General features: G+C 39.4%; 16 protein-coding genes and 1 other RNA gene. 7 read left to right on the top strand and 10 right to left on the bottom strand.

What is annotated here, in order from left to right:
* Positions 1-46: 46 nt before the first annotated feature.
* The 5 genes from ftsZ (at position 47) to ligA (ending at position 7,909) form a co-directional block, all read left to right on the top strand.
* Positions 47-1,819 (top strand): cell division protein FtsZ, encoded by a 1,773-nt coding sequence (ftsZ, locus tag ACFINR_RS04620; protein WP_375632334.1) that lies wholly within the window; start codon positions 47-49, stop codon positions 1,817-1,819.
* A gap of 214 nt (positions 1,820-2,033) precedes the next feature.
* Positions 2,034-2,918, top strand: a complete 885-nt coding sequence (lpxC, locus tag ACFINR_RS04625) for a UDP-3-O-acyl-N-acetylglucosamine deacetylase (protein ID WP_375652730.1) — start codon at positions 2,034-2,036, stop codon at positions 2,916-2,918.
* A 158-nt stretch (positions 2,919-3,076) separates the two neighbouring features.
* A complete protein-coding gene (locus tag ACFINR_RS04630; protein WP_375652734.1) occupies positions 3,077-3,970 on the top strand; it encodes an outer membrane protein assembly factor BamD in 894 nt (297 codons plus the stop codon).
* 6 nt (positions 3,971-3,976) lie between these two features.
* Positions 3,977-5,638, top strand: a complete 1,662-nt coding sequence (gene recN / locus ACFINR_RS04635) for a DNA repair protein RecN (protein ID WP_375652737.1) — start codon at positions 3,977-3,979, stop codon at positions 5,636-5,638.
* A gap of 111 nt (positions 5,639-5,749) precedes the next feature.
* Positions 5,750-7,909 carry an NAD-dependent DNA ligase LigA gene (ligA, locus tag ACFINR_RS04640; protein ID WP_375652741.1) on the top strand — a complete coding sequence of 720 codons (2,160 nt, stop codon included), beginning with the start codon at positions 5,750-5,752 and terminating at the stop codon, positions 7,907-7,909.
* A 602-nt stretch (positions 7,910-8,511) separates the two neighbouring features.
* Here ligA and ACFINR_RS04645 read toward each other — a convergent pair.
* From ACFINR_RS04645 to ACFINR_RS04655, 3 genes are read right to left on the bottom strand one after another with little or no spacing between them, the layout of a single operon-like run.
* Positions 8,512-10,338 carry an aminopeptidase P family protein gene (locus ACFINR_RS04645; protein WP_375652745.1) on the bottom strand — a complete coding sequence of 609 codons (1,827 nt, stop codon included), beginning with the start codon at positions 10,336-10,338 and terminating at the stop codon, positions 8,512-8,514.
* Between the two features lie 22 nt (positions 10,339-10,360).
* Positions 10,361-11,230, bottom strand: coding sequence for a 50S ribosomal protein L11 methyltransferase (locus ACFINR_RS04650; protein ID WP_375632340.1), 870 nt, complete (start codon positions 11,228-11,230; stop codon positions 10,361-10,363).
* 27 nt (positions 11,231-11,257) lie between these two features.
* Positions 11,258-11,839, bottom strand: coding sequence for an SCO family protein (locus tag ACFINR_RS04655; RefSeq protein WP_375628847.1), 582 nt, complete (start codon positions 11,837-11,839; stop codon positions 11,258-11,260).
* A 136-nt stretch (positions 11,840-11,975) separates the two neighbouring features.
* On the opposite strand from ACFINR_RS04655, the gene ACFINR_RS04660 reads away from it, so the two are divergent.
* A complete protein-coding gene (locus tag ACFINR_RS04660; RefSeq protein WP_375652750.1) occupies positions 11,976-12,605 on the top strand; it encodes a DapH/DapD/GlmU-related protein in 630 nt (209 codons plus the stop codon).
* Positions 12,606-12,661: 56 nt separating this feature from the next.
* Here ACFINR_RS04660 and ACFINR_RS04665 read toward each other — a convergent pair whose 3' ends face one another.
* The 5 genes from ACFINR_RS04665 to ssrA all read right to left on the bottom strand — a co-directional run bounded on the left by ACFINR_RS04665 (position 12,662) and on the right by ssrA (position 16,662).
* On the bottom strand, positions 12,662-15,001 hold the full coding sequence (locus tag ACFINR_RS04665; RefSeq protein WP_375652753.1) for an ATP-dependent helicase: 2,340 nt from the start codon (positions 14,999-15,001) through the stop codon (positions 12,662-12,664).
* A gap of 120 nt (positions 15,002-15,121) precedes the next feature.
* Entirely contained in the window at positions 15,122-15,373 is a 252-nt protein-coding gene (locus ACFINR_RS04670; RefSeq protein WP_375612010.1) for a ribbon-helix-helix domain-containing protein, read from the bottom strand.
* Positions 15,374-15,383: 10 nt separating this feature from the next.
* Entirely contained in the window at positions 15,384-15,566 is a 183-nt protein-coding gene (locus ACFINR_RS04675; protein ID WP_375612011.1) for a DUF4169 family protein, read from the bottom strand.
* Between the two features lie 8 nt (positions 15,567-15,574).
* Entirely contained in the window at positions 15,575-16,126 is a 552-nt protein-coding gene (locus tag ACFINR_RS04680; RefSeq protein ID WP_375612012.1) for an SspB family protein, read from the bottom strand.
* A gap of 179 nt (positions 16,127-16,305) precedes the next feature.
* Positions 16,306-16,662: a transfer-messenger RNA gene (gene ssrA, locus ACFINR_RS04685) on the bottom strand.
* 96 nt (positions 16,663-16,758) lie between these two features.
* Between ssrA and ACFINR_RS04690 the strand changes: the two genes are divergently transcribed.
* Positions 16,759-17,064: a DUF2853 family protein gene (locus ACFINR_RS04690; RefSeq protein WP_375652758.1), complete on the top strand. Its 306-nt coding sequence runs from the start codon at positions 16,759-16,761 to the stop codon at positions 17,062-17,064.
* Between the two features lie 70 nt (positions 17,065-17,134).
* On the opposite strand, the gene ACFINR_RS04695 is transcribed toward ACFINR_RS04690, so the two are convergent.
* Both ACFINR_RS04695 and ACFINR_RS04700 read right to left on the bottom strand, forming a co-directional pair.
* Positions 17,135-18,442 (bottom strand): MFS transporter, encoded by a 1,308-nt coding sequence (locus tag ACFINR_RS04695; protein ID WP_375612014.1) that lies wholly within the window; start codon positions 18,440-18,442, stop codon positions 17,135-17,137.
* A 651-nt stretch (positions 18,443-19,093) separates the two neighbouring features.
* Complete coding sequence (locus ACFINR_RS04700; RefSeq protein WP_375612015.1) at positions 19,094-20,404, bottom strand: MFS family transporter; 1,311 nt, start codon at positions 20,402-20,404, stop codon at positions 19,094-19,096.
* Positions 20,405-20,962 lie beyond the last annotated feature (558 nt).

Here is a 20,962-nt window from a genome sequence, read left to right on the forward strand (position 1 = left end):
AATTTCATCGCTTTGGCTTGCGGTGTCTTATGAGAAGGAAAAGAAAATGACGATTAATCTGCATCGGCCAGATATCGCGGAATTGAAGCCACGCATTACCGTTTTTGGTGTTGGAGGTGGTGGCGGGAATGCCGTGAATAATATGATAAATGCTGGTCTTCAGGGAGTTGACTTTGTTGTTGCAAATACGGATGCACAGGCTTTGGCTATGTCAAAGGCTGAACGTGTTATCCAACTTGGGGCAGCTGTGACAGAAGGTTTGGGTGCTGGGGCTTTGCCTGAAGTTGGACAAGCGGCGGCGGAGGAATGTATTGATGAAATTATTGATCATCTTGCAGACTCTCATATGGTTTTCATTACTGCTGGTATGGGGGGAGGAACTGGAACAGGGGCTGCTCCCGTTGTTGCTCGCGCAGCGCGTGAAAAAGGTATTTTGACTGTTGGTGTTGTGACAAAGCCGTTTCAGTTTGAAGGCGCACGTCGTATGAAAACGGCAGAGGCTGGTATTGAAGAATTACAAAAGTCTGTCGATACATTGATTGTTATTCCCAATCAAAATCTTTTCCGTATTGCAAATGATAAGACAACGTTTGCTGATGCTTTTGCTATGGCTGACCAAGTGCTTTATTCTGGTGTTGCTTCCATTACGGATTTGATGATTAAAGAGGGTTTGATTAACCTTGATTTTGCTGATGTTCGTTCTGTTATGCACGAAATGGGTCGAGCCATGATGGGAACGGGTGAGGCATCTGGTGATGGGCGTGCTTTGGCTGCGGCTGAAGCTGCTATTGCAAATCCATTGTTGGATGATACCTCTATGCGTGGGGCGCGTGGTTTATTGATTTCTATTACGGGTGGTCGTGATATGACTCTCTTTGAGGTTGATGAAGCTGCTAATCGTATTCGTGAAGAAGTAGATGCTGATGCGAATGTGATCTTTGGCGCTATTGATGATGAGTCATTGGAAGGTGTTATTCGTGTTTCTGTGGTTGCCACCGGTATTGATCGTGAAGTTAGTGATGTGGTTCAGTCCTCTCATCCTCAGATTCAAAGGCCTGCTTCTTCAATACGCAAGAGCGATCCTGGAACGTCACATAGTTCTTTTCATGTTCAATCATCGCCTCTGCGTTCTGAGTCAATGGTAGAAGTGATAGAATCACTTGAAATAGAGAAGGGTAAATCAACCGGAGAACAGTTCCGTCCCAAAAGTCAAATTTTTGCACATCCTGCAGAAGCAATGACAACACGAAGTGCAACGAATGCTGTTGCGTATGGTTCAAATGCTGTTCAGGAACAGAGATCAAATGTGCCTCGTATGCAAGTAAGCCGTGGTTCTCAACAGGCGATGACGGCTCCTGTGAGTATGGAGGCAACAGCGCATGTTCTTGATGAGATGACAGGGCTTGTGAAGCAAAAAGAAAAGCCAGTGCAACCAAAACAAATGCAACAAATGCAAGCGCGCGCTCCAATGCGTATGCCTGAGTTAAAGGATTTTCCTCCTGTTGCGCATGGACAAAGCCAAAGAACATTTGTGACGGATCAGGGTCCTCGTAATCTTTGGCAGCGTTTGAAACAGAGCTTGACACATCGTGAAGAAGCTGAGCCAGAAGCGAGGCTGGAGCCTGCTGTTAGATCGTCTCAGCAGAAAGAGTCTCATGTTTACAATAAAAACTCTCAGGCGCTTTCTCAAGATGCTTCTGTTTATGTTCCACGTCGTTCTGGTGAGCTGCATCCTCAGGTACCACAAGATCAGTGTACTTTTATAAGTGAAGAAGATCAGTTGGAAATACCAGCATTTTTACGTCGTCAGGCAAATTAATTGATGAAAAATGAGGTAAAGTAAGAAATTTTATTATTTCTTTAATGATCAGACAAAAATTATACAGTAAAATATATTACTGTTTTTTGGATAAAATACTTTGTTTTAAAAAAACCGCTTACAATAAGCGGTTTTTTTGTATTATTTACTATGAATATTTTTTATAGTTTTATAAATTTTGTTAAAAGATGTACAAGCAATTTAATAAAATGATATGATGAATTTAGTACCAAAATATCAGTCTACTCTTAAAAAAGCAGTAACATTTAAGGGGATTGGCGTTCATAGTGGCTGTTTGTCAGTGGTAAAGGTTTGTCCAGCGGATGTTGGGTGTGGTATTGTTTTTAAGCGTTGTGGATTAGACGGAACAGAGAAAATATTTCAAGCCCATGCATCGCAAACAGGAGAAACTGAATTATCAACAGTACTTGGAGATGGAGATGTAAGGGTTGAAACAATTGAACATTTGATGGCGGCAATTGCTGCTTATAATTTGGATAATCTTGTTATTGAAGTGTCACATAATGAGATTCCTATTTTGGATGGTTCAGCGTGGCTATATTGCCAAGCTTTTGAAGATGTTGGTATTGTACAGCAAAATGCGTTGCGTTCTTATTTCATTATAAAAAAGCCGGTGCGGGTTGAAGGAGCTCATGGTGTTGCAGAGCTTTTGCCATTCGATGGACGTCGTTTTGATATAACGATCTCTTTTCCTTCTTCTGTTATTGGTAAGCAACATTTCAGTTTTGATCTTACCACACGAGGGTTTAGGGATAATTTGTCACGTGCGCGCACTTTTGGTTTTATCAAAGACGTGGAAGAATTAAGGCTTTCTGGAAAGGCGAGAGGCGCTTCTTTGGAAAATTCTCTTGTTATCGGCCTTAATGATAAAATTTTAAATCCCGATGGTCCTTATTGGGAGAATGAATGTGTTCGGCACAAGATGCTTGATGCGATTGGTGATACTGCTTTGCTTGGGGCACCTTTTATTGGATTATTTCGTTCTTATTGTAGTGGGCATAGAATTAATGCGCAATTGGTGAAGGCTGTTTTGGCAGACGAATCATATTATGAAAAAAGCTTTTTAGAGAAAAAGTAAAAAAATTGGCAAGATTTTTTTATCGTTTATTTGATTTTTAAGGGGATGATTGACCTAAACTGTTAAATTGGTTATGTGGATTTTAAAGTGATATGGTATAAAACCTTTGATAAATTGTTTTTGCTACAAGGTGATATTCTCTGGAGGCCGGAAAAACTATGAAAAAATCTCATGTGTGCATTGGAAATATGACATATAGAAAATCTAACATTGTACGCAAGATATTGGGGGGGGTACTTTTAGGAAGCACCTGTATGTTAGCGGGATGTCTCTTTAAAGAGAAAAATACCCTTGATCCATCTGCTTATGTTTTGAAAATAGAGCCACCAGATGTTCTCTATAATCAGGCGCTTGCTAGCCTTGAAAGTGGGCGGCTTGGGGATGCATCGAAGAAGTTTTTGAAGATTGAAAAACAGTACGCTTATACAGACTGGGGGCGTAAATCTTTGGTCATGGGTGCTTTTACTAATTATCGACTCGGAAAGTATGATGATTCAATTAGTATGGCTCAACGCTATATTACGCTTTATCCAGGGTCAACTGACTCGGCTTATGCGTACTATATTATTGGTCTTTCTTCTTTCCGTCGGATTCCCGATGTTACGCGTGATCAACGTGATACGAAACGCGCTATTGCTGCTATGCAGCTTCTTATAGAGCGCTATCCAAATTCTGAATATGTCAAGGATGCTAAGGATAAAATCCGTTTTGGGCGCGAACAGCTGGCTGGTAAAGAAATGCAGATCGGCCGTTATTATGAAGAGGGGCGGCGCTATCTTGCGGCAAGTAGACGGTTTCGTACCGTGGTTGAAGAGTATTCTGATACAAATCAAATTGAAGAAGCACTTTTCCGCTTGACTGAGGTTAATCTTGCTCTCGGCTTAACGGCGGAAGCACAGACGGCAGCAGCTATTTTAGGACGTAATTATCCCAAAAGTGAGTGGTATAAATTTTCTTATAATCTCTTGCAGAAGAATAAAATATCACCACGTGAGCATAAATCTTCTTGGATCTCAAATGCTTTAGGTGGTGACAAGAAGAGGGTACGTTGATTCTCTATGTTGGTACAGCTTTCGATTCATAATATTGTTTTGATCGAAACGCTCGATATTCATTTTACAGCGGGGTTGACGGTTTTAACTGGAGAAACGGGTGCGGGGAAGTCTATTCTCCTTGATGCTTTATCACTTGCTCTAGGGGGGCGGGGTGATGCTTCGCTTGTGCGTCATGGGGCTGACCGCGGGCAGGTCACAGCTGTTTTTGATGTGTCTGTTTCACATCCTGCACGTCAACTTATTCGTGAGAATGGTCTTGATGATGAGGGTGATATTATTTTACGACGTGTGCAATCAAGTGATGGACGTAGCCGTGTTTTTATCAATGATCAGGTGTCTAGTGTTGCATTGATGCGGAGTGTTGGCCGTTTGCTGGTTGAAATCCATGGACAACATGATGATCGTGCGCTTGTTGATGTTGCTACACATCGCCAATTATTAGATGCCTTTGGTGGTCTTGAAGATGAAGTGGAAAATTTGCGTCAGTGTTATCACACATGGCGTGAATTTGAGGAGCGTTTGCAACGGCAGCGTCTTAAAGTAGAGAGTGCTGTACGGGAGGTTGATTATCTTCGTGCGTGTGTAGAAGAGCTTGAAAAGCTTGATTTTAAAGTTGGTGAAGAGGAAGCTCTTTCTCTTCGTCGTGCTGATATGCTTAAATTAGAAAAAATAGCGACAGATATTAAAGAAGCGGATGATCTTTTAACGGGTCAAAAATCACCAATCCCAGTGCTTTCTAATTTGGTGAGGCGTTTGGAGCGGAAAATTCCTGAGGCGCAAGAACTTATTGCACCAGTGGTGAAATCTATTGATGAGGCATTGCATGCACTTGCAACAGCACAAGAAGGTATTGAGACGGCAATACGAGCATTAGATTTTGAACCTGATGAATTGGAACGGATAGAAGAGCGTCTTTTTTCTCTTCGGGGTTTTGCTCGTAAATATCAAGTTTCTGCGGATGAATTGATTCAGTTACGCGATAAAATGGACGCAGAACTCGCTGATTTTGAAGAGGCTCAGACTATATTGACATGTTTTGAAGATGAGGCAGAGCAGGCAAAGAAAAATTATGATACATTGGCGCAAGCCTTAACAATAAAGCGTCGGGAGACAGCAAAGCATTTATCTGAAAGTGTTATGGCTGAGTTGCCGGCATTGAAGTTAGAGAGGGCTGAATTTATTGTTGAAATGCAAAGTGATATGGAAAAGCGGAGTGCAGAGGGATGTGATCGTATTGAATATTGGGTGCGGACAAATCCTGGAACACGTGCTGGGCCGATGCTTAGTGTGGCTTCTGGCGGTGAATTATCCCGTTTTTTGCTGGCATTAAAAGTTGTTTTATCTGATCGAGGATCAGCACCGACGCTGATTTTTGATGAAATTGATACAGGCGTTGGGGGGGCTGTTGCAGCGGCTATTGGGCAACGGTTGCAACGCTTATCAGAACATGTCCAAGTTTTCGCTATTACGCATGCTCCACAGGTTGCATCGAAAGCGCATGGTCATTTTCTTATTTCAAAAATTGAGAGTCATGATAAAGGACGCTTTGTTACTGCGATTCATAAAATGAAAGAACATGAGCGTGCAGAAGAAATTGCCCGTATGTTGGCTGGAGAACAGATTACTGAAGAAGCGCGTGCAGCGGCTCAAAAGCTTCTCGCATAAAGGTAATTAGTCAGCGATAAAAATACTAGAAAGCTTATATTTATTGAGATTCACTTGATGAGGAGGCGTGGGAGGCCCTTGTGGCAGCGCTTGTAATTTGGAATAGATTTTATGAACAAAGATGCAGATAAAAATCTCACAGCTGTTGAAGCAGAACGTGAATTAGAGTGGTTGGCAAAAGAGATTGCACGTCATGATGTGCTTTATAATCGTGATGATCAGCCTGAAATTTCTGATGCAGAATATGATGCTTTACGTCGTCGTAATGCAGAAATTGAAGCTCTTTTTCCAGAACTTATACGTATTGATTCTCCTTCACATAAAATTGGAGCACCAATTTCTGAAAAATTTGAAAAATCTGTTCATGCACAGCCTATGCTTTCACTTGATAATGCGTTTAGCTCTGAAGATGTTACTGAATTTGTTGAGCGTATTCGTCGTTTTTTACGGCTTCCAGAAACACAAGTGTTGGAAATAACAGCGGAGCCAAAAATTGATGGTTTATCTTTGTCTTTGCGCTACGAAAAGGGGCAGCTTGTGCGTGCGGCAACGCGTGGGGATGGAACTGTCGGTGAAAATGTGACGGCAAATGCCCGAACAATTGCTGATATTCCACAAGTTTTGCAAGGTGATTTTCCTGATATCATTGAGGTGCGTGGTGAAGTTTATATGGGGCGGGAAGATTTCCAAGCACTAAATATCAGCCAACAAGAGAAGGGCAAGTTAACCTTTGCCAATCCTCGAAATGCGGCGGCTGGTTCTCTCCGTCAGCTTGATTCACGGATAACTGCTAGCAGAAAACTTCAATTTTTTGCTTATGCTTGTGGTGAGGTGAGTGAAATATTGGCAGAAAGTCAAATGGAGATGATGAAAAAGCTAAAAGAGTATGGCTTTGTTATCAATCCATTAACAAAAGTTTTTAAGACAGTAGAAGATATTATTTGCTATTATCACGATATCGAAGAATGCCGTCATTCTTTAAGCTATGATATTGATGGTATTGTTTATAAGGTTAATGATTTGATGCTCCAAAAGCGCTTGGGGTTTGTTTCTCGTTCGCCGCGTTGGGCTATCGCCCATAAATTTCCAGCAGAAAAAGCGATAGCGCTTTTGGAAGATATTGACATTCAAGTTGGTCGCACGGGAGCTTTGACACCTGTTGCACGCCTTACGCCTATTACTGTTGGTGGAGTGGTGGTGACCAATGCTAGTTTGCATAATGAGGATTATATTAAGGGAATTGGTCATAAAGGAGAGCCCATTCGTGAAGGACGTGATATCCGTGTAGGCGATAGCGTGATTGTACAACGTGCTGGTGATGTGATCCCTCAAGTTATTGATGTTATCATTGAAAAACGCCCGAAAGATGCTGCTGTTTTTATTTTTCCTCATTTGTGCCCAGCTTGTGGGAGTCATGCTGTTCGTGAAGTGGGAGAAGCCGTGCGTCGCTGTACAGGGGGGCTTATTTGTCCGGCACAAGCAATTGAACGTATTCGTCATTTTGTTTCACGCAATGCTTTTGATATTGAGGGCTTGGGTAAAAAACAGGTAGAGTTTTTTTTCTATGCTCAAGATGAGGCGCTTTGTATTCATACACCAGCCGATATTTTTACTTTACAACGGCGCCAAGAAAAGTCTTTGATACGTTTGGAAAATATGGAAGGTTTTGGTACTGTTTCAGTGCGAAAATTGTATGATGCCATTAATGCGCGCCGAGAAATTCCTTTGAGCCGTTTTTTGTTTGCATTGGGGATTCGTCATGTTGGCGAAGTGAATGCACGCCGCCTTGCACGTGCTTATAAAAATTATACAGCTTTTGAGACTGCGGCTATGGAAGCATTTATGCCATGTGATAAGGAAAATGAAGAAGGAAATGAGGCTTGGATAGAGCTTACCAATATCGAAGGAATTGGACCACAGGTAGGGAGCGCAATTGTTGATTTTTATCAAGAAGAGCATAACCGTGAGATTTTATCTGTTTTGCTTGAAGAAGTAACTCCTCTTGATGAGGAGCCTATCATAGCAGATTCTTCACCAATAGCGGAGAAGATCATTGTTTTTACAGGAACTTTGGCGCATATGTCACGCGATGAAGCAAAAGCATTGGCAGAGCGATTAGGGGCTAAAACATCTGGTTCACTTTCTAAAAAAACAGATCTTCTTGTTGCAGGACCTGGAGCGGGCTCCAAATTGGCTAAAGCTGAAGAATTAGGTGTTGAGGTTATCGATGAAGAGGCTTGGCTACAGCTGATTGAGAAACATAATGTTTAGAGGATGTTTTCTAGAAGATGCATATGCTGTTTGTGTGGTTATCTCTCTTACATTTGGGGGAGCTGGAATCAAAAAGGAGATAAAGGGGCTATTTTTTGCAAAAACAGAGCGCCATATATTTTAATATTTATTACGTTATTTAAAATAATTAACGTTGAACTTAAATATTAAACTTAAACTATTATGATGAAGAATATACAAGGTTATTATTAGTAAAATTTATAAATTATCATTGTGAAGCAAGGTAAAAATTGTAAATAAATATGCAGAATTTTTGAATCTAAACGACGTAATAAGTTGGTTATAATGGGCGTTTTAGAAATGCGACGCGGAGGGTTACAAAATATAATGAAAATTTCTATATAGCAGAATAAGGCTATAACTCATGTGGAGATGGTGGAGGATAATTGATAAGCATTATCTTTTGCGAGTGTATCCCGTTCTGTTTCAATTTTGGAAGGCTTTTGCCGTATCGGCAAAAAAACTTGAAGTATTTCATAGAAGCATTTTTTGTGTTTGCTGATGGTAAATTCGCACTTCTCTCTTTAAAAGAGAAGGGTGTAGTGTTTTGTAGAAAGGGTAAAAGTTATAGGTTGCTTCATTTAAAGGGGCATTGTTGCTTCTTTTGCCCATTTTTTATCTTCTTCATTTAAGTAAGGTGCATTCATCTGATAAACGCGCGCATGGTAATCATTGAGCCATTGCCGTTCTTCTTGTGTCAAAAGCTCTGGAAGGATTAACCGTCGATCAATGGGGCAATGTGTGAGTGTTTCGAACGAGAGCATTTCTATATCTCCACCATCAATTTTTTGTGCTGGTTTCACAATCATCAAATTTTCAAGACGGATACCAAAAGCGCCTTCGCGGTAATAGCCTGGCTCGTTTGAAAGAATCATACCGGAGATGAGTTCTTGGCACCCTTTGCGAGAAATATTTTGCGGTCCTTCATGGACAGAAAGATAAGATCCAACACCATGACCGGTGCCATGGGCATAATCAAAACCAGCTTTCCACAATGCAATGCGTGCAAGAGCATCAAGGTCTTGTCCACGGGTTCTTTTGGGAAAGCAAGCAGTTGAAAGAGTAATCATGCCCTTGAGAACAAGAGTGAAACAGCGTTTTTCTTCTTCTCCAATATTCCCAATTGCTACTGTACGTGTGACATCAGTCGTGCCATCACGATATTGTCCACCTGAATCAACGAGGTAAAGTTCACCGGCTTTGAGTTGTTTATTTGTTTGCGTTGTTACACGATAATGAATAATGGCACCATTTTCTCCTGTTGCGGAGATTGTATCAAAAGAAAGATCTTCAAGTTTTTCTCCCATTTCTTTTGCTGTATTTATGCGAAATTCTTCTAATTTTTGAGCAGCAGAAATTTCACTTATTGACCCTGGTATTTGTTTATCTAACCAAGAAAAAAAACGGGTTAGGGCAACACCATCGCGTAGATGCGCTTTGCGTGCGCCATTGAGTTCTGTGTCATTTTTAATGGCACGTGGTAGAGCAGCAGGATCGGTAAGTGTGATAAAAGAGCTATTTTTTTCTTCAATAACAGTTCGTAATTTTTCGCATGTTAGCTGTGGATCTAAGGCAAACACTGTCCCTTTTTGAACATACTCTTTGATCTTGGGAATAAGCTGTTCTGGTTCATATAATTTTGCATAACGTTCCAGATATTGTTTCTGTTCTACACCAAGTTTTTTGTTGTCAATGAATAAGGCTGGTGTTTTGTTAAGTGGAATGAGAGCAAAACAAAGGGAAAAAGGCGTGTTGGAAACATCATTGCCCCGTATATTGAATGTCCATGCAATGGAAGAGGGGTCTGTAAAAATAAAAGCATTTGCATGAGTTTGCTGTATATCTTTGTAAATCAAAGCGAGTTTTTCATCTGTATCGCACCCAGCATATTTGAGAGGGTGAATTGATAAGGCAGATTGTGGTAATTTTGGTTGATCATGCCAGAGCAGATCAATGGGATTATGTTGAACTTCTACAAGTTTTCCACCTGCTTTCATTTCTAATGCGTTTTTTAATGCATCGGTGGCAGCAATCGTGTGGAGCCATGGATCAAAGCCAATAGAAAGTTTTTGACCATTTTTTTCAAGCCATTGTGAGGGAGGACAAGTTATGAGATCTTCATAATTAAAAATATCAGGATCAGTTTGTTGGCGAACTTGGAGCTTATATCGCCCATCTGTAAATATGATGGCTTTGTTTTTTAAAATCAGTGCAATCCCAGCTGATCCAGTAAAGCCGGTTAACCAGCTAAGGCGTTGAGCATGAGGAGGGACATACTCTCCTTGGTGTTCATCGCACCGCGGAACAAGAAAACCATCGAGTCCAAGGTGATCGAGTTCTTTACGAAGGCAAGAAATGCGTTCTGCTGCATAAGCAGGATTTGTTGTCGCCTCAAAAGATTGATACATAACGACGTCCTTTTCTTTTATTTTATTTCAGGTGTATCGTAACCCATCCTTGCCGGTGGTATGTTTCGATATGCTTCAGTCCTTGTTTTATATAAGTCTCCAAAACATGGGCATGTTGTTCTTCAAGAATTCCAGAGAGTATAAGTGATCCCCCTTTTTGAAGTGCCGTTACCACTTCTTGCGCAAGTTCAATAAGCGGATTAGCAAGGATATTGGCAACGATGAGATCAAAAGGGGTTCGTGATGCAATTGCATCATGGGAAAAATCTGTTGCTGTAATAGCTGTAATATATTCCTTGACACCATTGAATTCGATATTGTGTTGTGCAACTTGAACAGCAATTGGGTCAATATCGGACGCAAGCACAGTAATGGGTTTGAGCATTGCTATGCCAATGGCTAGTACACCGCTCCCAGTACCAAGATCAAGGGCATTTTTTGGATTTTCGTGTTTCATGACTTTGGCAATCATTTCTAAACAACCGGCTGTTGTTCCATGATGTCCGGTGCCAAAAGCTTGATTAGCTTCAATTTCAATAGGGAGAACATTTGCTGGAATGGCGTTTCGGTTGTGACTTCCATGAAGGAAAAAAGGACCAGCTTGCACAGGTTTTAGTCCTTCTAGGCTTTTTTGTACCCAATCAATGTTGGGTAAAACTTCCATATTAATTTTATCAAAATCTATAGAGAGAACGCTTGCAAAATGTTTTAATGCGTTCTCTTGATTGTCTTGATCGACATATAGAGAAAGCTCATATACAGCATTTTGTTCATCTATCTCTGTAAGAGCAAGAGGATAACCTTCTTCGTCAAAGGCTGTTTCTATAAGGGTATAGAACCGTTCTGCTTCATTTTTAGAAGCAGTATAATAGAGGCGAATTTGTTGCGACATGCTGTTCTTTCTTTTGATCGGCTTTTTTTAGTTTAAGATGAGTTTTTTTAACCGTTCAATGGCGATTTCATCTTTTAATTCGCTATCGCTTTCTTTCGTGTCATAACGAATAACGCCAGCTAATTTTCCACCTTTTTTGAGTAAAAAAATTGCTGCTGTATGGTTATATGTATAGTTTCCATCTGTTTCAGGGACTTTTTCAGCAACGATGTTGAAAGAATTGACCATTTTATGAACTTTATCAGGATCTCCACTAATGCCAACAATTTTATTGTTAAAATTACTGAGATAATCATGGAGTACTTTTGGTGTGTCACGTTCAGGATCAACAGTCACAAACCATATACCTAATTTATCAGCTTCAGGCCCAAGGGCTGTAAGCCATCGATCAAGATTCATCAGTGTGGTAGGGCAGCTTTCAGGACACATAGTGAAGCCGAAAAAAATTATTGAAGGCTTGCTTCGAACATCAGCCTCAGTAATATTTTTTCCATTAGAATCAGTGAGAGTAAAGTTATCACCTAAAGGCTTATTTGTCAGCGTATCATAAATAAAAACACCTGCAAGAAATATGATTGTCAGCCCCAAGATGCGTATTACATTTTTCATAGTTTGACTCTCTTAGATAGATCGAGAAATTGTAACATCGGCAGGTTTGTTTTGCAATGTTTGTTTCATGGTTGATTTTATTGGCTTGATTGGTATGTCTTTCCATATCTATTGATAAAACATTGGTGAAAGATGTATGAATATTGAGAAAGATCTTCGATTTCATGAAAGTGAACCTCGTATCCATACGACAGCGCGGCTGTATGGTTGTAAATTAGGGCGCTATGTGGAAATTAATGAGCGGGTGATTTTACGGGATGTAACCGTTGGAGATTTTTCTTATTTAGAGCGTAATAGTGAGGCTATTTATAGCGATATTGGGCGTTTTTGTTCTATTGCATCTCATGTACGGATGAATGCGTTGGAGCATCCTATGGAGCGCGTTTCAACGCATAAAATAACCTATCGTCCAAACGAATATTTTCGTTATATGGCATTAGATAGTGGTTTTCGTGAAAGGCGTTGTGCAAAACGTGTTATTATTGGGCATGATGTGTGGATTGGACATGGTGCGGTTATTATGCCTGGAGTGACAATTGGTCATGGCGCTATCATTGGCGCGAACGCTGTTATAACGAAAGATGTTATGCCTTATACGATTGTCGTTGGGGTGCCTGCTAAGCGATTGCGGATGCGTTTTCCCAATCATGTGATAGAATGCCTTTTAGATATGGCTTGGTGGGATTGGCCACTTGATAAAATTCACGACGCATTGCCTGATATGCAAAATCTGCCCATTGAAGCCTTTGTTCGTAAATGGAAATGATAGTCAGAATAAAACAAAATGATCTCTTGGAAAAACGGATCATGGTTTGCTTGTAATTAAGCTTTGTTTACAAAATTGTCTAGTACACGCTTTTCTCCGGCTTTTTCGAACATTATTGTCAATTTATGATCGTCTATTGCTGTAATATGACCATAACCAAATTTTATGTGAAAAATCCGATCATTGACAGAAAAATCTGATGGTACATGAGAGATTGATTGAGAGATAACTTTCCCTTCAATATTCTTGTTTTTTTGTGCACGCTTTTGTCTTGGTGTTGCATAGTCATTATAAAAAGAATCGTGATATTGAAAGGAAGATTTTCCATAACCACCATAGGATGTTTCCATTTCTACAACTTCTATATGTTCTGCTGGTAATTCATCTAGAAAACGGGAGGGAAGAGCAGGTTGCCAAAGTCCATGAATTCTTCGATTCGATACAAACCATATATGCAAATGTTTTTTTGCTCTTGTTAGACCTACGTAAGCAAGACGCCGTTCTTCTTCTAATCCTGAACGTCCACCTTCATCTAATGAGCGCTGGTGGGGAAAGAGTCCTTCTTCCCAACCTGGAAGAAAAACTGTTTCAAATTCAAGTCCTTTGGCTGAATGAAGTGTCATGATGTTGACTGCATCCATATTTTCATTATTTTCCGTTTCCATAACGAGTGCAACATGTTCCAAAAAACTTTGAAGATTTTCAAATTGTTCCATGGAACGAATCATTTCTTTAAGATTTTCTAGTCTTGTAGGAGCCTCTGGTGAGCGATCTTCTAACCACATGGTTGTATAACCAGAATCATCAAGGACGATCTCGGCAAGTTCTCTATGAGGAGTGTCTTGAAGCATATTTTGCCAGCGGCGGAAGTTTTCAATGAGGCTTCGTAACGCACTGCGTGCCTTAGGCTTTAATTCATCTGTTTCAATGATGTCTGCGGCAGCAGAAAAGAGAGGAACAGCACGTGCACGTGCACTCTCATAAAGAATGCGCAGGGTTGCATCTCCTATGCCGCGTTTGGGTGTATTAATAACACGCTCAAAAGCTAAATCATCAGTAGGTTGGACAACAACGCGTAAATAAGCCATGGCATCACGTATTTCCATTCGCTCATAAAAACGAGGACCACCAATGACGCGATAATTAAGGCCAAGTGTTACAAAGCGATCTTCAAATTCACGCATTTGAAATGATGCGCGTACCAATATAGCCATATGATTTAATGCATGACCGGTTTGTTGTGCGCGTTCGATTTCTTCTCCGATTGCTCGTGCTTCTTCTGCCGAATCCCATGCTGAATGAATTTTTACCTTTTCTTCCTCACTCTTTATTTGAGCAGAAAAAAGGACTTTTCCCAGTCTTTCTTCATTATGAGCAATGAGATGGGAGGCGGTTTTAAGAATATGAGATGTTGAGCGATAATTGCGTTCTAGACGAATAATTTTAGCAGAAGGAAAATCTTTTTCAAAACGTAATATGTTTTCGACTTTTGCACCACGCCATCCATAAATGGATTGATCATCATCGCCAACACAACAAAGATTAACATGTTGACCTTGAGGATGTTGGGCCAAAAGGCGAAGCCAAAGATATTGTGCTGTATTTGTATCTTGATATTCATCGACAAGAATATAACGAAATTGAGAATGATATTCGCGAAGGATATCTGGATTATGTTGGAAGATAGAGATAGAATGAAGTAGAAGGTCACCAAAATCACAAGCATTAAGATCTTTTAATCGATTTTGATAACTGTGATAAAGTTCACGTCCCATGCCGTTACCAAAGGAATGAGCATCACTTTTTGAGATATGTGTTGGTGAAAGTCCTTGATTTTTCCAAGAATCAATCATCATGGCAAGGTTTCGTGCGGGCCAACGCTTATCGTCTAATCCTTCAGCTTGAATAAGTTGTTTTAAAAGTCGAAGAACATCATCGCTATCGAGAATTGTAAAGTTTCTTTTTAAATCAACAAGCTCTGCGTGACGGCGTAAAATTTTAGCTCCAGTGGAATGAAAGGTTCCAAGCCAAGGCATACCTTCAACAACTTCTCCAATAAGTTCACCAATACGTATTTTCATTTCACGGGCTGCTTTGTTGGTGAAAGTGACAGCAAGTATTTGCTGAGGAGAGGCAAGTCCAGAGCGTAAAATGTGAGAAATACGGGTTGTTAAAACGCGTGTTTTTCCTGTACCAGCACCTGCAAGAACTAAAAGAGGTCCATCAGTATTCATAACAGCTTGTTGCTGTTCTGGATTGAGTTGTTCTAAATAGTCTGTGTTATATGATTTTTGTTCTTTTAGAGTATGGGAGAAAAAACCAGAGCTCTTCTTATCATGGTCTGGAGGGGAATCTTCTTCAAAGAAAGGTATGGTATGATCAGAAAAATTACTCATTATCTCTCTTTTGTAGTCTTTTTTTTATTGAAGTTCTAGATTAAAAAAACTTCTCTTAAAAAGTCACAACAGTTTCAGTTGAACAGACAGAAAGAGAACGTAAAAAAATAAGCACAACCATTAAAGGCTTTGGGTGAGAACGCTTTGAAGGGCATAAACGCGTAACGAAGCCGAAAGATTTACTTGTTGTGGTCTTTTGCTATCAATATCGGTAATAATAAAGGCTAAAGATTGTCCTTTTTTGCGGGCTATATCTTTTAGAATATCTAAAAATGGTGGTTCTAAAGAGACGCTTGTTGCGTGTCCATCAACGCGAACAGATATCTTTCGTGGAATGACTTTTGACCAATCGATAGAATTATTTTCGTGCATTTTTCCACCTTTATTCGTCGTTTCGCAAACGATTTTGATCAAGAAATTTTTGCATTTTTAAAGATTTTTGCTGCTCAAAATTTTTTTCAGTTTTTGTTCGTCCAAAACGATAACGATTTTGCTCAGCACAAAGAGATTTTTCTGTACGTTTTTTTTGTTTTCGAAATTGGCGAAGATTAATCAATTCAGTCATGAGAAAAATTATTTTTTCCGAAAGGAATCTAAAGAGACAACATCAGCACTTTGATTTTGTTTTGCATCGTTATTTGAAGGTTCTTTATTTGTACTGAGATTTTGTTCTTTTGTAAGCGTATTTTCTTTTTTTTGTTTGTTTGATAAGGTAATAGGCGTAGTTGAGGTATTTTCTGAATTTTCACTTTCTCCAGAGGTCAGATTTGAGGGCAGATCAAATGCTGCTTCAAATGCTGCTACAGGATCATAAAAGACCTGAATGGAAGTAAAAGGAATCACGAGCTTTTCGGTTATTTCCCTGAAAGAGAGGGTTACTTCGAAAGCTGTTTCTGAAACACTGAGATCTCTAAATTGATGTTGTAAGACGATTGTCATTTGCTCAGGATAGCGATTTTTTAGCCGAGGAGAAATTTTAACGCCTGGGGCATTTGTCAAAAAAGTTATAAAAAAATGATGATTTCCCGGAAGACCTGCTTTGGCAACTTCCGATAAAACTTTACGGATAACTCCACGAAGCGCATCCTGAACGAGAATATCGTAACGGATTTGATCTTTAACCATCGAAGTTTATTCCTTTTATTTCACGTAGCAGAATGGGGCGTATTGATATTGTGTGACAGAATATATTTTAAATTAGCAGATTTTTTCTACGATGCACCTCAATAAATCGAATAAATACGAAACTCTATGGTAAATAATGTCTGATAATGTCTGAAAGATCAATCAACAACATTTAAAAAAGTGAAGGCTTCTGTTGCCAGGTGCCTCCGAACCCCGCTTAAACCTGCGACGGTTTAAGACTTAAATTGAAACATTCACACCACCTTAAGCGGCGAGACGTGCTTCCGCATAGTTGTCATTTGCAACTACTCATTTAGCCCGATAACGGTGGTACAATGCCGAGTAAAAGAGCGATCTTTACACCCTTGTCGATCCTATTTCGCCCCCACCAAAATATAATTTTGGTTTCTTATATTTTGGTGGAGGCGCCGGGTACCGCCCCCGGGTCCAATAGGTTTATTTCACCGTCCATTTATTACCATAGCTGGTGAACCAGCCCTCTAAATATAGATGAAGAACAGTCTTAGGAAAAGGGGGGTTGTTAATATTTTTAATCCTCTAATTATTTATGGAGCTATATGATGCGGCTGTAAAGTATAGTCCGCTCATTTTTGGAGAGGAGATGATGCAAAATGACAAATAATCTAGCAGATATTAAACTATATGATTCAAATCCCGATGAAGCAGCAGTAGAACGACTTAGCCGTCGTTTAGCTTTAGTGATGAAAAAGCAGGATGCAGCGCTTGTTGCTACATCGGATCTAAAAGAGTTAGAACGTGTTGAAAAATGGGTTCAAGATGTTTTAGAAGCCGATGAGAAGAGTGCTAAAATGGCTGTTTCAAAAGTGGCTGAGATGATGTCTGGAGAGCGTAGAAAAAGTCGTGTGACTTTTTATTATCTAGTTGCTAAGCACCTTAATGCACTTCATAAAATTTAAACAATATTAAATTTGTGATAATGATAAAAAAAAAGCCCAATTTCTTGGGCTTTTTCGTTGATAAAAAGGGTTAATGTTTTTCATCCTCTTGGAGGTAGCCTCCTTTACGCATACTCGGGACAAAGAGAAGAGCAATGAATGCCATGATCATCACGACGGTTATATAAAAATAAAAGAGTGATTCATGACCGTACTTTTTTAATCCAAGCGCAACGTATTCAGCAGAACCACCAAATAAGGCGTTGCCAATGGCATGAGAGATGCTAACGCCTAATGCGCGTATTGAAGAGGGAAACATTGCTGATTTGACGACACCAGAGATGGATGTATACATGCTCATAATGAAGAGCAAGCCAATAATGACGGAAAAGGCAACCCATATACTATGCGTATTACCGATTATCCAGAGTCCAGGAAATGTAAAGATGACAGAGAGTATACTCCAAATGATAAGTAAAGTTTTTGTTCCAATTTTATCGGCTATGATACCAGCTATGGGTTGGAATAGGATGAAAATAAATAGTACAGCTGTCATAATCGTTGTTGCGGTATGTTTATCAAAGCCGGTGGTTGTGATCAGATATTTTTGCATATAAGTCGTAAAGGTGTAAAATGTGAGTGATCCTCCTGATGCAAAGCATGCAATTACGACAACGGCTTTTGTATGCTTGGTGAGAAGTTCCTTAAGACTGCCAGAGTGTTTGTGAGAGCGGCTTTCTTTCGTGGTTGTTTCGTGGAGAGAACGACGCAGATAAATCGCAATCACTGCCCCGAAACCACCAATTACAAAAGGAATGCGCCATCCCCATGCTTTTAACTGATCTTCAGAGAGATAAGATGCTAGAATAAATATAATGAAGCTGGCAAGAAGTTGACCTGTAATAAGGGTGGCAGATTGGAAAGAAGCAAAAAGCCCACGATGTTTTTTGAGGGCAACTTCGCTCATATAAGTGGCTGCTGTACCATATTCACCACCTGCTGAAAGTCCTTGCATCATCCGAGCTAAAAGTAAAAGGATTGCTGATGTTACTCCTAAGGTTTCATAGGTGGGAAGTATGGCGATGAAAAAAGAGCCACCACACATCATAAAAATGGATATAAGCATCGAGCGTTTACGTCCATAACGATCGGCGACAAACCCTAAAAACCAAGCTCCAATAGGGCGCATAAGAAAGCCAATAAAAAACACACCTGCGGTTTTTAACAGTGGCGTAATCGTATCACCATCGGAGGGAAAGAATTGTGATGCAAAATAAATTGATGCAAATGAGTAAACGTAAAAATCATACCATTCTACGAGATTTCCTGATGCGCTTGCTATAATAGCAAAAACACGTTTTCTTGCATCCTGTGATGCTGAAGTTGTTTCATTTTTCATGAATTGTTCCCCTTTTGGATTTATAGTTCATATTTTCTAAACATAATTGTTTATGATTTCCAGAAAAATTCAATGGTATTATAACAATTTCTTAGGGAAACTCTTTAAGATGATTTATTAGAGTTATGTTGTCATTCGTTTTAAGATTTTTACTTGTGTTATAGAATAAAAAGTTATCACGTTGCATTTAAAGGGAGAGGACATTGAAAAGTAGATCAAGATACCTTTAAACTTTATGAGAAGAATGCAATTATTGGCATACCGGAAGATTATAGAAGAGATGGTCTTTATGAGCAGAAAGCCCCAAAACTGAAAATATTTCAAAAAGCTTAAGTAATGTAAAAGGGGATTTTGTGTCCTTAATTATCTTATTGTATCATAACACATCATCATTTAGGAGGGTGAGGTAAGCCTCAGATAAGGTTTTCCGTATGAGGTGTTTTTTAGATATCGTGATAAATATTTAGGGTAGGGCTGCCCATAGAATCTTATCAAGTAAATTACATAAAGAGGGCAGTAACTATAGACAATTTAAAAGAAACTGAGTTGTTTGTAAGACGAATGCGGGGCGGGCTTTTCGTTCTTTACTAGGGTGGAGAGGAGATCAAAAAAAGCCCAATTTCTTGGGCTTTTTTTATCCAGAAAATAAGTTTAATGAAGTCTATCGTCTTTATCGAGATATCCTCCTTTATCTATATCGGGCATAAGAAGAATAGAGATGAGTGCAATGACCATCATACCAACGATGTAAAAAAAGAAAACAGATTCGTATCCCATATTTTTTAATCCAAGCGCTACATATTCAGCAGAACCGCCAAAGAGTGCGTTGCCAATGGCAAAAGCAAATCCAACACCAATTGCTCGGATTGAAGCAGGGAACAATTCTGCTTTTATGATACCAGCAATGGACGTATAAAAACTCATAACACAGAGTATTCCAATAATGATTAAGAGTGCTGTCCATGGATTATGGGCATTACCGATCATTTTAAGTACAGGAATGGTGCAGATAATGGATAATGCCCCCCAACTAATGAGTGAAGCTCTTGCTCCAATTTTATCGGCTAGGGAACCAAAAAGGGGTTGGAGTAGCACAAAAACAAAGAGGGCGGCAGTCATTATCGTTGTTGCGGTTTGTTTATCAAAACCAGTGGTTGTGATCAGATATTTTTGCATATAAGTGGTGTATGTATAAAATGTGAGAGATCCACCAGCTGTAAAGCCAACAACCAAAAAGAAAGCTTTTTTATGATTACGAAAAAGTTCTTTAAGACTACCAGCGTGTTGTTCAGAGCGGCTTTTGAGGGTTGTTGTTTCATGAAGCAAGCTACGCAGATAAATTGCAACGATTGCTCCAAAGCCACCAATGACAAAGGGAATACGCCATCCCCATGCTTTTAACTGATCCTCGTTAAGGTAAATGGCTAAAATAAATATTATAAAACTTGCCAGAAGTTGACCTGAGATCGTTGTTGCATATTGAAAAGAAGCAAAGAGACCACGACGATTTTTGGGCGCAACTTCACTCATATACGTTGCTGCTGTACCATATTCACCGCCAACGGAAAGCCCTTGAAACATACGGACTAAAAGGAGAAGAAATGCTGCTGTTATTCCCAAGGTTTTATAAGTGGGAAGTATGGCAATGAGAAAAGAGCCACCACACATCATAAAAACAGAAATAAGCATTGAGCGTTTACGTCCATAACGATCCGCAATGTATCCAAAGAGCCATGCTCCAATTGGACGCATAAGAAAGCCAATAAAAAAGATTCCTGCCGTTTTTAACAGTTGTGTAACAATATCTTCATCTTCAGGAAAAAATTGTGATGCAAAATAAACCGATGCAAAGGAGTAAGCATAAAAGTCGTACCATTCTACCAGATTTCCTGATGCGCTGGATATGATAGCAAAAATACGTTTCCTTGTATCATGTGGATCTAAAGTTGTTTGATTATTCATGAAGTATTCCCCTTTTAGATTTATAACTTTTCTTCTTTTTAAAGCTATTTACGATGTGCATTATAAAAACGCCATTGTATCATGATAATTTTTTAGGGAAACATAAAGATTTCTTCTAGAGCTATCAGTGGTGTTTTGGGCTCATGGTGTTGTTACATTGCGTAAATCATACGCTTTTTACTATCCTTAAGGAAATATTATTTTTTGTTTGATTGTGAATTATTTGCATATGCAGAGTGTTTATGAAGATATGATACTCTTTAGTTTATATGCTTGATGTTGTTTCGTAAAATGATGTTATTGACTATTTCATGCGAGGTTGGTGTATCAGTTAAAATACTTTTTAGGAATGATCTTAAGTGTTAAGGGGGAGTACAATATTAAGAATTCCTCAATAGTATAATGATAGCGGCTTGCACTTTTATTAAGTGTAAAGAGAGTGATGCCCATGTTTATACTTTACGGGGCTTTTACGTTATGTCATTCACGGGTGCCGTTGTGAAATGGAGTTGGGTGCATTGAGAAATGTTTCTCAAAAAAGTGTGCGAATTCATAATA

Source organism: Bartonella sp. AP19HLJMH (assembly GCF_042196245.1).
Taxonomy (GTDB): Bacteria; Pseudomonadota; Alphaproteobacteria; order Rhizobiales; family Rhizobiaceae; genus Bartonella.

What these genes read in the sequence shown, in the direction of transcription:
- ligA (WP_375652741.1), top strand. Translation starts at nt 5,750, where the DNA reads ATGAACAAAGATGCAGATAAAAATCTCACAGCTGTTGAAGCAGAACGT.
- ACFINR_RS04650 (WP_375632340.1), bottom strand. Translation starts at nt 11,230, where the DNA reads ATGTCGCAACAAATTCGCCTCTATTATACTGCTTCTAAAAATGAAGCA.
- ACFINR_RS04645 (WP_375652745.1), bottom strand. Translation starts at nt 10,338, where the DNA reads ATGTATCAATCTTTTGAGGCGACAACAAATCCTGCTTATGCAGCAGAA.
- lpxC (WP_375652730.1), top strand. Translation starts at nt 2,034, where the DNA reads ATGATGAATTTAGTACCAAAATATCAGTCTACTCTTAAAAAAGCAGTA.
- ACFINR_RS04660 (WP_375652750.1), top strand. Translation starts at nt 11,976, where the DNA reads ATGAATATTGAGAAAGATCTTCGATTTCATGAAAGTGAACCTCGTATC.
- ACFINR_RS04670 (WP_375612010.1), bottom strand. Translation starts at nt 15,373, where the DNA reads ATGCACGAAAATAATTCTATCGATTGGTCAAAAGTCATTCCACGAAAG.
- ACFINR_RS04630 (WP_375652734.1), top strand. Translation starts at nt 3,077, where the DNA reads ATGAAAAAATCTCATGTGTGCATTGGAAATATGACATATAGAAAATCT.
- ACFINR_RS04675 (WP_375612011.1), bottom strand. Translation starts at nt 15,566, where the DNA reads ATGACTGAATTGATTAATCTTCGCCAATTTCGAAAACAAAAAAAACGT.
- ftsZ (WP_375632334.1), top strand. Translation starts at nt 47, where the DNA reads ATGACGATTAATCTGCATCGGCCAGATATCGCGGAATTGAAGCCACGC.
- ACFINR_RS04655 (WP_375628847.1), bottom strand. Translation starts at nt 11,839, where the DNA reads ATGAAAAATGTAATACGCATCTTGGGGCTGACAATCATATTTCTTGCA.
- ACFINR_RS04700 (WP_375612015.1), bottom strand. Translation starts at nt 20,404, where the DNA reads ATGAATAATCAAACAACTTTAGATCCACATGATACAAGGAAACGTATT.
- recN (WP_375652737.1), top strand. Translation starts at nt 3,977, where the DNA reads ATGTTGGTACAGCTTTCGATTCATAATATTGTTTTGATCGAAACGCTC.
- ACFINR_RS04690 (WP_375652758.1), top strand. Translation starts at nt 16,759, where the DNA reads ATGACAAATAATCTAGCAGATATTAAACTATATGATTCAAATCCCGAT.
- ACFINR_RS04680 (WP_375612012.1), bottom strand. Translation starts at nt 16,126, where the DNA reads ATGGTTAAAGATCAAATCCGTTACGATATTCTCGTTCAGGATGCGCTT.
- ACFINR_RS04695 (WP_375612014.1), bottom strand. Translation starts at nt 18,442, where the DNA reads ATGAAAAATGAAACAACTTCAGCATCACAGGATGCAAGAAAACGTGTT.
- ACFINR_RS04665 (WP_375652753.1), bottom strand. Translation starts at nt 15,001, where the DNA reads ATGAGTAATTTTTCTGATCATACCATACCTTTCTTTGAAGAAGATTCC.